The sequence below is a fragment of the Streptomyces griseocarneus genome, from assembly GCF_014655595.1.
In the GTDB taxonomy this organism is placed as follows: Bacteria; Actinomycetota; Actinomycetes; order Streptomycetales; family Streptomycetaceae; genus Streptomyces; species Streptomyces griseocarneus.
Genome location: NZ_BNBL01000004.1, coordinates 95,380 through 107,997 on the forward strand (window position 1 = coordinate 95,380; position 12,618 = coordinate 107,997).

At 73.4% G+C, this 12,618-nt stretch carries 11 protein-coding genes; 3 read left to right on the forward strand and 8 right to left on the reverse strand.

Going from position 1 to position 12,618, the window contains the following annotated elements; genetic code table 11:
• Nucleotides 1–9 precede the first annotated feature (9 nt).
• Nucleotides 10–738 (reverse strand): SRPBCC domain-containing protein, encoded by a 729-nt coding sequence (locus tag IE295_RS11885; RefSeq protein WP_190063556.1) that lies wholly within the window; start codon nt 736–738, stop codon nt 10–12.
• Nucleotides 739–816: 78 nt separating this feature from the next.
• Nucleotides 817–1,467 (reverse strand): NAD(P)-dependent oxidoreductase, encoded by a 651-nt coding sequence (locus IE295_RS11890; protein ID WP_190063557.1) that lies wholly within the window; start codon nt 1,465–1,467, stop codon nt 817–819.
• Between the two features lie 95 nt (nt 1,468–1,562).
• Between IE295_RS11890 and IE295_RS11895 the strand changes: the two genes are divergently transcribed.
• Nucleotides 1,563–2,486 carry a helix-turn-helix domain-containing protein gene (locus IE295_RS11895; RefSeq protein WP_190063558.1) on the forward strand — a complete coding sequence of 308 codons (924 nt, stop codon included), beginning with the start codon at nt 1,563–1,565 and terminating at the stop codon, nt 2,484–2,486.
• Here IE295_RS11895 and IE295_RS11900 read toward each other — a convergent pair.
• From IE295_RS11900 to IE295_RS11910, 3 genes are all read right to left on the reverse strand, one after another.
• Entirely contained in the window at nt 2,474–4,036 is a 1,563-nt protein-coding gene (locus IE295_RS11900) for a polyamine aminopropyltransferase (RefSeq protein ID WP_190063559.1), read from the reverse strand. The genes IE295_RS11895 and IE295_RS11900 overlap by 13 nt on opposite strands.
• A gap of 104 nt (nt 4,037–4,140) precedes the next feature.
• Nucleotides 4,141–4,659 carry a DUF2617 family protein gene (locus tag IE295_RS11905; RefSeq protein WP_190063560.1) on the reverse strand — a complete coding sequence of 173 codons (519 nt, stop codon included), beginning with the start codon at nt 4,657–4,659 and terminating at the stop codon, nt 4,141–4,143.
• A gap of 346 nt (nt 4,660–5,005) precedes the next feature.
• Nucleotides 5,006–6,208 carry an aminotransferase class I/II-fold pyridoxal phosphate-dependent enzyme gene (locus IE295_RS11910; protein ID WP_190063561.1) on the reverse strand — a complete coding sequence of 401 codons (1,203 nt, stop codon included), beginning with the start codon at nt 6,206–6,208 and terminating at the stop codon, nt 5,006–5,008.
• 271 nt (nt 6,209–6,479) lie between these two features.
• On the opposite strand from IE295_RS11910, the gene IE295_RS11915 reads away from it, so the two are divergent.
• Nucleotides 6,480–7,709, forward strand: coding sequence for a putative hexosyltransferase (locus tag IE295_RS11915; protein WP_224322984.1), 1,230 nt, complete (start codon nt 6,480–6,482; stop codon nt 7,707–7,709).
• Nucleotides 7,710–7,740: 31 nt separating this feature from the next.
• Here IE295_RS11915 and IE295_RS11920 read toward each other — a convergent pair whose 3' ends face one another.
• Nucleotides 7,741–8,274: a YbjN domain-containing protein gene (locus IE295_RS11920; protein ID WP_224322985.1), complete on the reverse strand. Its 534-nt coding sequence runs from the start codon at nt 8,272–8,274 to the stop codon at nt 7,741–7,743.
• A gap of 85 nt (nt 8,275–8,359) precedes the next feature.
• Complete coding sequence (clpB, locus tag IE295_RS11925) at nt 8,360–11,014, reverse strand: ATP-dependent chaperone ClpB (protein ID WP_190063563.1); 2,655 nt, start codon at nt 11,012–11,014, stop codon at nt 8,360–8,362.
• A 239-nt stretch (nt 11,015–11,253) separates the two neighbouring features.
• Here clpB and IE295_RS11930 point away from each other — a divergent pair, with 239 nt between their 5' ends.
• Nucleotides 11,254–11,658, forward strand: coding sequence for a pyridoxamine 5'-phosphate oxidase family protein (locus IE295_RS11930; RefSeq protein WP_190063564.1), 405 nt, complete (start codon nt 11,254–11,256; stop codon nt 11,656–11,658).
• A 12-nt stretch (nt 11,659–11,670) separates the two neighbouring features.
• Here IE295_RS11930 and IE295_RS11935 read toward each other — a convergent pair whose 3' ends face one another.
• Nucleotides 11,671–12,606 (reverse strand): type IV toxin-antitoxin system AbiEi family antitoxin domain-containing protein, encoded by a 936-nt coding sequence (locus tag IE295_RS11935; RefSeq protein ID WP_190063565.1) that lies wholly within the window; start codon nt 12,604–12,606, stop codon nt 11,671–11,673.
• Nucleotides 12,607–12,618: the final 12 nt, after the last annotated feature.

The window sequence follows — 12,618 nt, forward strand, 5'->3', positions numbered from 1 at the left end:
GACGCGTCGTCAGCGCTTGCGCCGCAGGGCCCGGGTGACGACCACGGCGCCCGCCAGGGCGATGGCCGCCGCCGGGGCGGCCCAGCGCAGGACCGCCGTGCCGGAGGCCGTCTCCGGTGCCGGGACGGGGGCGTAACGGCCCCTCGGCGGCGCGTGGTCGACCTCCTCCGCGCTGCGTCCGATCATCGTGCGGCGCGCATGGGCGGCCTCGGCCGGGGGCTCCTCGTCGCCGAGGGCGTCGTCCTCGAACTCCGGGGCGTCCTCCGCCTCCACGGCGGCCGGCACCGCCTCCGGAGCCGCCGCGGCGACGTCGCCGCGCAGTTCCTCGGCCAGGGCCGCGGCGAACCGGTCGAGCAGCCGCCGCGCCGCCGACTCGGCGGTCCTGTCGTCGAACTCCGCGAGCCGCCCGGCGCCGCCCACCGTTCCCGTGCAGGTCAGCCGCGTGCCGCCGGGCATCTCCTCCGGCATCGCGCTCAGCGTGAGGGTGACCGTGCCGGAGCCCCGTGCCTCCGTGCCCTCGCCGGACAGTTCGTACGAGCCGTCCCGCTCGGTGAGCCGGAGCGCTCCCCGGTAGGTGATCGTCGAGCCGCCGATGCGCAGCCGCAGGCGGCCGGCGAGCGCGGCGCCGGCCGAGGCGTCCTGCTGGAGGCCGGGAACGCAGCGCGCGACGCGCGCGGGGTCGGAAAGAACTCGCCGCACCGCTTCCACGGGAAACGGAACGAACACCTCGTGCTCCATAGCAAGCGAGCCTACCCACCGGGCCCCGTACCGGTACCGCCCCGGTCGAATCCGATCGAACTTTCCGTGCGAAGACGGTCAGTCTCCGACAGTGAAGCGCTCTCCGACGTGCTTCGGCGTCTCGATCTCGTCGATGAGCGCCACGGCGTAGTCCTCGGCGGAGATCCGGCTCTTGCCGTCCGCGTCCACCACGAGGTCGTCCAGCGCCGTGCGGTAGGTGCCGGTGCGCTCGCCGGGCTCGATGAGACCGGCGGGGCTGATGTTGGTCCAGCGGACGTCGGAGACCGTGCGGTAGAAGTCCAGCGCGTCACCGTGCGCGTGCATGATCTGCAGCAGGAACTCGGGCAGCCCCTCGGCGTCCCACACCTGCTTGCCGTCCGGCGTGCGCAGCGAGCCCGCGCCGCCCACCGCCACCAGCCGCGGGGCCGCGTCGCCGAGCGCGCGCAGGCCCGCCACCAGCGCCTTCGCCGCCGGCTCGATGGTCGCCAGGTGACCGGGGCCGTCGCCGCCGCCCACCGCGCTGACCACGACGTCCCGGCCGCGGGCGGCCTCGGTGACCGACGCCGGGTCGAGGACGTCACCGGTCGTGACCGTGAGGTTGGGGTGCTGCTCGGTGACCTTGGCGGGGTCACGGACGACCGCCGTGACCTGGTGGCCTCGGTCCAGCGCCTCGCGCAGGACGCGGCTGCCGATCGTGCCGGTGGCGCCGAAGAGAGCGATCTTGGCCATGGGGGTCTCCTTGGGAACTGCGGAAGCGGCTGTTGTGCCGAATGACCACGCTAGGCAGGCCGGCACCCCGCGGCCAGGTAGGCTCGCGCCTGCTCATGGTGAGAAAACGACACGACGACCCGGACGGCGACACCGGCGAGATCCTCGACCTCGCCTACGAGCCCCCGCCCGGCAGCCCCGCCGGCCTCGAGGTGATGACGCTCGCCGAGCTCCGCGAGCGGGCCGCGGGCGGCCTGCTGACCAGGCCCCAGCGGCTGGACTTCCACCAGATCCTCGCCATCGACTCCGGCGCCGCCTCGCACACCGTGGACTTCACCGCCCACGCCCTCCGCGCCGGCCGCGTGCTGTGGGTGCGCCCCGGCCAGGTGCAGCAGTTCGGCGACGACGTCACCGGCGTCGAGGGCACCGTCGTCCTCGTCGAGCCCGGCTTCCTGCCGCCCGGCAGCAGCGTCGCGGCCACGGCCGACGACCCCTTCCGCCCGGTGCTGTGGCAGCCCGAGGGCGGCGACAGGGAGGCCGTCTTCTGCGCCGTGCGCCACCTGGCCACCGACTACCGCACCGGCGCCGCGCTCCCGCCGGGCATCCACACGGACGTCCTGCGGCACCTGTTCTCCGTCCTGGTGCTGCGCCTGGCGCACACCGCGGCCGCGGCGGGGCCGGCGCCCGCCGCCGACGACACGTTCCCGCGCTTCCGGGCGGCGGTCGAGCGCGACTTCGCCACGCACCGCCGGGTCGCCGACTACGCCCGTGCGCTCGGCTACTCCTCCCGCACCCTCTCCCGGGCCGCGCTGGCGGCGACCGGGGCGGGGGCCAAGGAGTTCATCGACCAGCGGGTGGTGCTGGAGGCCAAGCGGCTGCTCGCGCACAGCGACCTGCCGGCCGCCCGGATCGCGGGCCGCCTGGGCTTCGACGACGCGGCGAACTTCTCCAAGTTCTTCCAGCACCGCGCGGGCCTCGCCCCCGGAGCGTTCCGGGCGTCCCTGCGGCCGGCGCCGCCCGGTCCGCCTCACCCCGCGTAGCGCGGGTGCATCAACGTGGACGGCAGCAGTCCCGTCTCCCTGCGCAGCGCGGCCTCGTGGGCCTGGGCGCTCAGCGTCTCGGGCGTCAGGGAGGGCAGGTCGGGGTGGGCGGCGGGCAGTCGCAGCCGCAGGGGCGAGCGGGCGGCGAGCAGGAAGCCCCAGCCGGGGCGGCGCTCACCGTGCGCGGCCGGCGCCCGCACCTCGTAGGGCTCGCTCCGCAGCCCCACGGAACGGACCGTGGCGTCCACGGTCCAGAAGGCGCGCGGACGTGCGTCGAGGTCGCCCCCGTGCACGGCTAATCGGCCGCCGGGCGCGAGCACCCGCGTCACCAGTCCGTAGAACTCCTGGGAGTACAGCTTGGCGCTGGGCGTCACGCCGGGATCGGGCAGGTCGGAGATCACCACGTCGTACGGGCCCTCGGCGGCCCCGCGCGGGGCGCGCAGCCACTCGAACGCGTCGGCGGCCACGACCCTGACGCGCGGATCGCGGTAGGCGCCGCGGTTGAGCGCCACGAGATCGGCGTCCGTGCGGGCCAGCCGCAGCACCGCGGAGTCGAGCTCGACGACGGTCACCGAGCCGACGTCCGGATAGCGCAGCAGCTCGCGCACGGCGAGGCCGTCGCCGCCGCCGAGGACGAGGACGTTGCGGTGGGGGCCCGCCATCGCGGGGTGCACCAGGGCCTCGTGGTAGCGGTACTCGTCGTCGCCGCTGACGCGCAGCCGCCCGTCCAGGAAGAGGGACAGCGGCCGCCCGCTGACGCCGCCGCCGGTCAGGACGACCTCCTGCACCTCCGACTGCACGGCCACCCGGACGTCGGCTCCGTACACGGCGTTGCGCGCGGCCCGCTCGAAGGGCCCGGTGAGCACCGAGCAGACGGCCAGCAGCACCAGCACCAGCGCGTTCGCGGTGATCAGCACCCAGCGCGCCCGCGCGCTGAGGTCGCCCCGGAAGAGCCAGAGCACCAGCGCACCGCCCGCGACGGCGTTCACCGCGCCGGTCAGCAGCGCGCCCGTCAACTGGCCCAGCACGGGCAGCAGGAGGAACGGGAAGGCGAGCCCTCCGACCAGGGCGCCCACGTAGTCGGCGGCGAAGAGGTCCGCGACCGCGCCGCCCGCGTCCTGGCGGCGGATGCGCTGGATGAGGGTCATCAGCAGCGGCACCTCGGCCCCGATCAGCACGCCGATGGCGAGCGAGAAGCCCACCAGGGCGAGCCTGGCCTGGCCGTACCAGGCGAAGCAGGCGTACAGCGCCATGGCCGACAGGCCGCCGGTCAGTGCCAGCACCGCCTCGACCGCCGCGAATCCGACGGCCGCGCGGGCGCGCAGCCGCTTGGCGAGCAGGGAGCCGACGCCCATGGCGAAGACCATCACCGACAGGACGACGGAGGCCTGGGTGACGGAATCGCCGATCAAGTACGAGGCCAGGGCGACCAGTTCCAGCTCGTACACCAGCCCGCAGGCGGCGCAGACGAAGACCGTGGACAGGACGAGGAGGCGGCCGAGCCCGGCCGGTACGGGCAACCGCGCTGGTACCGGGCGGTGGTGGACCATGCGGGAACGCTACGTCACGAACCGGCATCCCCTTTGTCACCCACACGGGTTCAATGCCGGGAGCGCCGCCTCCCGGCGGTGGCGGGGGGAGCCGCCGGATGACCTCAGATCGGGGCGGCCATGCGCACGCCCACTCGGGTCCGGGTGGCCACCAGCCTCCCCTCCTGGGGGTAGGCGTGCCAGGTGCGCCAGCTGATCTGGCCGTCGTGGCGCTGGGCGAGCAGCGCGGTGAAGGCGTGGGGGCTGCCGGGGAAGGTGCCGGCCAGGCCCTGGGGGTGCTCCGCGACCAGGGCCAGCAGCTCCTGGGCGCGCCCGGCGAACGAGCATCTGGAGAGGGTCTCGACGCGGGCGGCGAACTCGTACTCCCAGGCGCCGACGCGCCGGGCGACTCCCAGCGGGAGCGGGGTACTGCTGCCGGCTATGCAGGCGACCGTCTCCGAACAGGTGCCGCCCTCCTCTTCGAGTATGACCTGGTGGGAGGCGCCCAGCAGGCGCAGCTGCACGGCCGCGCCGTCGAGGTGGAGGTCGAGCACCGCCAGCGCGGGAAGGGGCTCCTTGCCCAGACACCAGGCGAGATCGGCGGCGCGGGTATCGGTGTAGGTGGTCTTGAGGGTGGTGAGCATGGGTCGGCTCCGCGAGCGAGCAGTGGAGGGTGGGCCGGCCCGCCCCGAGGAGGACCAGATTTCCTTTCGGGTGCGCCGGCTCATGCCCACATTCGAGGCCCCTGGTTCCGCTCCGGCGGGTGGGATTCCGGATTCCGGCGATTCCGAGGAGTTGTCTCTCAACGTGGCTCTGAATGAGAGGGAATCACGAATGAGCCGCGTGCACAGCAGTTTTACCCATCATCTGCAACTTTCCATCCAAGCGAGGGCCATGCAGCTCAAATGTTCAACACACCGGCGTCCGACGGATGTCGAAATCCGCCGGACGCATATGCGAATTGGCATGAGCCAGTTGCAAACCCACTGATCACATAGCCGCTACCAGCTTCTCCACGGCCTCGAGCACCGACTTCTCGCGCTTGCAGAAGGAGAATCGCACCAGATAGGAAGGGGCGTCCGGGCGCATTTGGAAGGCGGACGTGGGAATGGCCACCACCCCGGCGCGCAAAGGGAGTTCACGGCAGAATCGCACGCCGTCCGCGTGCCCCCACGCGCGGATGTCCGCCTGGACGAAATAGCCGGCGTCCGCGCGGAGGGGGCGCAGACCTGCGCGCGCGAGCCCCTCGCTCAGCAGATCGCGGTTGCGGCGCAGCGCCGTCCTGAGCTCCGCCGCCCACTCCTCCACGCCTCCCAGCGCCCGCGCGAGCGCCTCCTGGTAGGGCGTGCCCGAGGCATAGGTGAGGAACTGCTTGGCCGCCGCCACGGCCGCCACCAGGCGGGCCGGGCCGCACACCCAGCCGACCTTCCAGCCCGTGACGTTGAAGGTCTTGCCGGCCGAGGAGATCGTCAGCGTCCGCTCGCGCATCCCCGGCAGCGCGGCGATCGTCCGGTGCCCGGCACCGTCGTAGACCAGGTGCTCGTACACCTCGTCCGTCACCACCGTCAGGTCGTGCTCCCGGCAGACCTCCGCGACCGCCTCCAGTTCCCCGGCGGTGAACACCTTGCCGGTGGGGTTGTGCGGGGTGTTGAGCAGCAGGACGCGGGTGCGCCGGGTGACCGCGGCGCGCAGCGCGTCCGCGTCGAGCACGAAGCCGTCGTCCTCCTCCGCGAGCGGTACGGGCACCAGCCGGGCGCCCGCGAAGCGCGCGCCCGCCGGGTAGGCGTCGTAGCAGGGGTCGAAGGCGATGACCTCGTCGCCCGGATCGCACAGCCCCAGCAGCGCCGCCGCCAGGGCCTCCGTCGCGCCCGTGGTGACCAGCACCTCCCCCTGCGGGTCGTACTCCAGCCCGTAGCGCCGGCGCTGGTGCGCGGCGACGGCCTCCCGCAGCGACGGGAAGCCATGGGCGGGCGGGTACTGGTTGCCGCCCGCGAGCACCGTCTCCGCGACGTCCCGCAGCAGCGCCTCGGGCGCGCTCAGCTCGGGCACGCCCTGGCCCAGGTTGACCGCCCCCGTGCTGCGGGCCAGTTCCGTCATCTCCGTGAAGACGGACGTCCCCAGGCCCCGCACCCGCGCCGCCGGACTCCAGTCCGCGCCCCGCGCACCCACCGTGATCTCGACGTTCTCGGCCATCCCCGATCCCGCTCCCCTCGGTCCTCATCGGCTCCGCTGATCGTCCTCACCCTAGGCAGAACGCCCCGGGCGGCACAGCACACGACGCGTCTTCACCTCACGCGCGACACCCCTGCGTGCGGCCGAGCGGGTGGAAGGTGCACCGCTTACGGGCGCTGCAGGTCGCGCGCGCGAGGCACGGGCCGCATGGTCGGTATGCCGCCGGGATGCCGAACGCCACTGCCGTCGGCATGCCTCCACTTTCCGCAGCGCCCGCACCGGAGGTGCCCCCGTGTCCGCCGCCGGCCCCACCGTTCACCGCGTCGCAGCGCCCGCCCGGGCCCCCGGCCAGCGCCGCACCGCCCGCGACCGCCGCCGCGCCGACCGCACGGACCGGGTGCGCGAGGCGCTGCGCCGGGCGCTGCCCGCGCTCGGGCTGTACGCCACCGTCCGGCTGGCGGGCATGACGGTGATGGCGGCGTGGGCGTGGTGGGTGGGCAAGCATCCGCGCACGCTGCTCGGCCACCTCTGGGACGGCATCTGGTACGCCGGCATCGCGCGCGACGGCTACGGGCTGATCGTGCCCTCCCCCACCTCGCGCGACGTCTTCTACAACGACCTGGCCTTCTTCCCGCTCTACCCCGGACTGGTGCGGGCCGTGGCGACCGTGCTGCCGCTGACGATCGTCAGCGCCGGGCTGCTCGTGGCGTGGGCGGCGGCCGGAGCGGCGGCCTGGGGCATCTACGCGGTCGGCGAGCGGCTGCACGGACGGCGGGTGGGGGCGCTGCTGGTGCTGCTGTGGGCGCTGCTGCCGCACGCGATCGTGCAGACCATGGCCTACACCGAGTCCCTGATGACGGCGCTCGCGGCATGGGCGCTGTACGCGGTGATCAGCGGGCGGTGGCTGTGCGCGGGGGCGCTGGCCCTGCTGGCGGGGCTCTCCCGGCCCAATGCGATCGCCGTGGCGGCGGCCGTCTGCTGCGCGGCCGTCCTCGCGCTGTGGCGCGACCGGCGCTCGCGCGGTGACTGGCGGGTGTGGGCGGGTGCCGCGACGGCGCCGCTGGGCTGGGCCGGGTACGTGCTGTGGGCCGGGCTCCGCTCCGGCGGCGGTCCGCTCGGCTACTTCGAGGTGCAGCGGCTGTGGGGCTCGCGCTTCGACTTCGGGCGGGACGCGTTCCTCTTCGCCCGGCACCTGATCGTCGCGAAGGACTACATGGCGTACTACGTCACGCTGGCGATCCTGGGCGCCGCCCTCGTCGCGCTGGTCTTCCTCGCCCTGGACCGGCCGCCGGCCGCCCTGCTGGTGTACGTGCTCGTGCTGACCGTCATCGCGGTCGGCGGCTCCAGCTACTTCGCCTCCAAGCCGCGCTTCCTGCTGCCGGCCTTCCCGCTGCTGCTGCCGGCCGCCGTGGCCATGGCCAAAGCCCGGCCACGCACCGTCGCCGTGACGGCGGGCGCGCTGGCCGGGCTCTCGTTCTTCTACGGGACCTACCTGCTGGCAGTGGCCAGGGTCCCGATGTGACACGCGGTCCCGGGGGAAGCCGCGAGCGGGTCTACGCCTCGTCGTCCGGCTTGTCGTCGTCGGACTCGACGTCGGCCTCCAGGCCGAGCTGCTCGACGAGCCACTTGTCGAACTCGATCGAGGCCCGCACCCAGCTGACGGTGCTGGAGACGAAGTGCTCCAGCGCGACGCCGACGCCGATCAGCATCTGCGCCTCACCGATCATGCGGACGGTGCCGTCGTCGTGGGTGTGGGTGTAGACCTTCGGCCACAGCGTGCGACGGTTCCAGTCGTCGATGACCTCGAGGAGCTTGGACTTCTCCTCGATGCCGTGCGGACGGTCGTAGAACGTGCGCACGGAGAAGACCTGCTGCTCCTCCTCGCCGCGGAACATGAAGTACGTCCGGAACTGCTCCCACGGCGCGGCGAGGTCACCCTCGTCGTCCACCACGTACTTCAGCTCCATCTGCTCGAGGAGCTGCTTGACCAGGTCCTGGTCGGGGATGACGGGGCCTGTCGGGCCCGCCTCAGGCTGCGGTTCGGGCTGGCCCCCGAAATTCGGAATCGAGGACGGGTCGATGCTCACCGTGTTAGTCCCTTCGTACGGTCTGACGCCATCCTCCCCCATCCCGGGCGGGAGCTGGCAACCCCCGCCCGGCCTGTTGTCGCACCTATTTCCCGGCGGCACCCTCGCGAGCAGGCGAAACGGTGAGCGCCCCGTGTCCCTCGGCGACCTCGACGCGGACCGTGTCACCGTCCCGGACGTCGCCCGCCAGGATGGCGCGGGCGAGCTGGTCGCCGATGGCGGTCTGGACCAGGCGGCGCAGCGGACGGGCACCGTAGGTGAGGTCCGGCGCCTCGCCACCCTCCGCCTGCGGCGCGTGCCCCAGCGTGGCGAGCCAGCGCAGCGCGTCGTCACTGACCTCGAGCGTCAGCCGGCGGTCGGCCAGGCGGCGCTGCAGGTGGCCGATCTGGATCTGGGCGATCCGCTCCAGCTGATCCGTGCCGAGCGGGTGGAAGACCACCATGTCGTCGAGGCGGTTGAGGAACTCGGGGCGGAAGGAGGACCGGACCGTCTCCAGCACCCTCTCCTTCTTCTGCTCCTCCTTCAGCAGCGGGTCCATCAGGAACATGGAGCCGAGGTTGGAGGTGAGGATGAGGATGGTGTTGCGGAAGTCCACCGTGCGGCCCTGGCCGTCCGTGAGCCGGCCGTCGTCGAGCACCTGCAGCAGGATGTCGAAGACCTCGTGGTGGGCCTTCTCCACCTCGTCCAGCAGCACCACGCTGTACGGGCGCCGGCGCACGGCCTCGGTCAGCTGGCCGCCCTCCTCGTAGCCGACGTAGCCGGGGGGCGCGCCGACCAGCCGGGCGACGGAGTGCTTCTCGCCGTACTCGCTCATGTCGATGCGGACCATCGCCCGCTCGTCGTCGAAGAGGAAGTCGGCGAGCGCCTTGGCCAGCTCGGTCTTGCCGACGCCCGTCGGGCCGAGGAAGAGGAAGGAGCCGGTGGGGCGGTCGGGGTCGGCGATGCCGGCCCGGGAACGCCGCACGGCGTCCGAGACGGCCCGCACCGCCTCGGCCTGGCCGATCAGCCGCTTGCCGAGCTCGTCCTCCATGCGCAGCAGCTTCTGGGTCTCGCCCTCCAGCAGGCGGCCGGCCGGGATGCCGGTCCAGGAGGCGACGACGTCGGCGATGTCGTCCGGGCCGACCTCCTCCTTGACCATGAGGTCCTTGGCCGCGGCCTCCTGCTCGGCCTCGGCCTCCGCCTCGGCGGCCTCCGCCAGCTCGCGCTCCACGGCCGGGATCTCGCCGTAGAGCAGCTTGGAGGCGGTGTCGAAGTCGCCGTCGCGCTGGGCGCGCTCGGCCTGCACCTTCAGGTCGTCGAGGCGCTCCTTGAGCTCGCCGACGCGGTTGAGGGACTGCTTCTCCTTCTCCCAGCGGGCGGTCAGGCCGCGCAGCTCCTCCTCCTTGTCGGCCAGGTCGCGGCGCAGCTTGGCGAGCCGCTCCTTGCTGGCCTCGTCGGACTCGTTGCGCAGCGCGAGCTCCTCCATCTTCAGCCGGTCCACGGCGCGCTGCAGCTCGTCGATCTCGACGGGCGAGGAGTCGATCTCCATGCGCAGCCGGGAGGCGGCCTCGTCGACGAGGTCGATGGCCTTGTCGGGCAGGAAGCGGGAGGTGATGTACCGGTCGGACAGCGTGGCGGCCGCGACCAGCGCGGAGTCGGCGATCTGCACCTTGTGGTGGGCCTCGTAGCGGCCCTTGAGACCGCGCAGGATGGCGATCGAGTCCTCCACGGACGGCTCGGCGACCAGCACCTGCTGGAAGCGGCGCTCGAGGGCGGGGTCCTTCTCGATCCGCTCGCGGTACTCGTCGAGGGTGGTCGCGCCGACCATGCGCAGCTCGCCGCGCGCCAGCATGGGCTTGAGCATGTTCCCCGCGTCCATGGCGGAGTCGCCGCCGGCACCGGCCCCGACGACGGTGTGCAGCTCGTCGATGAAGGTGATGATCTGCCCGTCGCTGGCCTTGATCTCGGCCAGGACGGTCTTGAGCCGCTCCTCGAACTCGCCGCGGTACTTCGCGCCCGCGACCATCGCCCCCAGGTCCAGCGCGACCAGGCGCTTGTTCTTCAGGGACTCGGGGACGTCGCCCTTCACTATCCGCTGCGCGAGCCCCTCGACGACGGCGGTCTTGCCGACGCCCGGCTCGCCGATGAGCACGGGGTTGTTCTTCGTGCGCCGCGAGAGGACCTGCACGACGCGGCGGATCTCGTGGTCCCGCCCGATGACGGGGTCGAGCCTGCCCTCCCGGGCGGCGGCGGTGAAGTCCGTACCGAACTTCTCCAGCGCCTTGTACGTGCCCTCCGGATCCGGCGAGGTCACGCGCTGCCCGGCGCGCGCGGTCTCGAAGGCCTGCAGCAGCTTCCGGGCCGGGGCCCCCTGGTCGGCCAGCAGCTCGCCGGTCCGGCCGCCCTTGGCGGCGAGCCCGATCAGCAGGTGCTCGGTGGAGACGTACTCGTCGCCCAGGTCGCGCGCCCGCTCCGAGGCGTCCGCCAGGGCGGCCAGCAGCTCGCGGTTGGGCTGCGGCGGGGCCACGGTGGACCCCTGGACGCTGGGCAGCGCGGCGAGCAGCCGCTCGGCGCCCGAGCGCAGGGCGGCGGCATCGGCCTCCACGGCGGCCAGCAGGTCCATCACGTTCTCGTTGTCCCGGCCGGCCAGCAGCGCCAGCAGCAGATGCGCGGGCGTCAGGTCGGCGTTGCCCGCCGACACGGCCCGGTCGTTCGCGGCGCTGAGCGCCTCGCGGCTCTTGTTGGTCAGCTCGGCATCCACGGCTTCGCGCTCCTCCTTGTGGCTCGTGCTCGCCTGCGGTGTCGCAGTCCTGCTCGATGCGGTCCTGCTCGCATCAGCCTGATTGAATCAGCGTGCGATAAGTTGAGTCTATTCCACTCAACCTTGTCTCCGGTAGACGGTCACGGCGAAATGCCCCACTTGTGAGTGAAGCCGCCCCACCCCGAACCCGCGACCCCGACCGCCCCCGGCCCGGCCCCCGGCCGCCTAGGCTTCTCCCCATGGCCCTGGACCTCCGCGACCTCGACCCCGCCTACCTCGCCTTCTGGCGCGAGCGGCACATCTGCACCCTCACCACCCCCCGACCGGACGGCTCGCCGCACGTCGTCCCCGTCGGCGTCACCTTCGACCCCGAGGCCCGGATCGCCCGCGTCATCACCGGCAAGAACAGCCGCAAGGCCCTCAACGTCCTGGCCGCCGGCCCCGACGGCGCCCGCGTGGCCGTCTGCCAGCTCGAGGGCAGGCGCTGGGCCACCCTCGAGGGCCGCGCCGTCGTCCGCACCGAGGCCGAGGCCGTCGCCGACGCCGTCGCCCGCTACGCCGAGCGCTACGAACGCGTCCCGCGCCCCAACCCCGAGCGCGTGGTCATCGAGATCACGGTCACCCGGGCGATGGGCCGGGGCTGAAGCCCCGGGGCGTCAGCCCAGCGCATCGCGGATGTCTCGGATCATCATGGCCGGGCGGTCGCGGACGTCGGCCGTGGTGAACCGCAGGATGCGTCGCACCTCCGGGCAGGCCGCCAGCGCGTTGAACCGTATGGCGTCGCGCTGGTGCTGCGCCCTGCTGCCGTGCCAGGCGTACCCCTCGGTCTCCACGGCCAGGCCCTGCCGCCGGAAGAGGAAGTCGGGACAGACCCGCCGGCCCGTCGCCGGGACCACCAGCACGGCCTGCGTCTCGGGATGGAGCCCGGCGTCGTTCATCCGCAGCCGGGCGAGCGTCTCGGCGGGTGAGCCCGAGCGGGGGTCGGCCATGGCCAGCCACCAGGCGGCGGCCCGGGCACCGCGCAGGGACGGGGACCGGATCAGGGCGCGGCCGATGTCGTCGAGCGTGGTCAACGGCCGTCCGCGCGAGCCCGGCGGCCCGGACCCACGGCCGTGCCGCCAGCTCAGGGCCGAGTCGACGGCCACCAGAGCGTCGTCCCGCGGGCGCGCCCGCAGCAGATCCGCCATCGTCCGGGCCACGGTGGTCGCCCTCAGCCCGGCCACGACGGTCACGTCGCCCGGTGCGAGCGGCAGTCTGTGCAGCGTGGCCCCTTTGAGGGCCGCGGCGGCGGGGCAGATGAAGTCGGGGCGCTCGCCCGGCGGGCCGGTCTCGACGCCGTGCAGCATCGCCGCCGACCAGTGGCTCACCACCAGCTCCGGCCGCAGCAGCTGATGCGTCCACAGCAGCTCCGCCGGCCCCGCCTCCCTCCCCGGCACGAGCCACGCCCCGGGCCGGACCCGCGTCCATCCCCCGGCCGTCAGGAACCGGCCCAGCCGGCCCCGCGTCCACCCCTCGGCCAGCGCCTGCGCCGTGAGCACCACCCCGCCCTGGGCATCGGCCCGGGCCCGCAATGAAGCCCTGTCCCCCGTCATGGTCCGAGTGTC

Coding starts and splice junctions, on each gene's coding strand:
- IE295_RS11930 (WP_190063564.1), top strand. CDS start 11,254: ATGGCCCTGGACCTCCGCGACCTCGACCCCGCCTACCTCGCCTTCTGG.
- IE295_RS11905 (WP_190063560.1), bottom strand. CDS start 4,659: ATGCTCACCACCCTCAAGACCACCTACACCGATACCCGCGCCGCCGAT.
- IE295_RS11895 (WP_190063558.1), top strand. CDS start 1,563: ATGGTGAGAAAACGACACGACGACCCGGACGGCGACACCGGCGAGATC.
- IE295_RS11900 (WP_190063559.1), bottom strand. CDS start 4,036: ATGGTCCACCACCGCCCGGTACCAGCGCGGTTGCCCGTACCGGCCGGG.
- IE295_RS11890 (WP_190063557.1), bottom strand. CDS start 1,467: ATGGCCAAGATCGCTCTCTTCGGCGCCACCGGCACGATCGGCAGCCGC.
- IE295_RS11910 (WP_190063561.1), bottom strand. CDS start 6,208: ATGGCCGAGAACGTCGAGATCACGGTGGGTGCGCGGGGCGCGGACTGG.
- IE295_RS11935 (WP_190063565.1), bottom strand. CDS start 12,606: ATGACGGGGGACAGGGCTTCATTGCGGGCCCGGGCCGATGCCCAGGGC.
- IE295_RS11885 (WP_190063556.1), bottom strand. CDS start 738: ATGGAGCACGAGGTGTTCGTTCCGTTTCCCGTGGAAGCGGTGCGGCGA.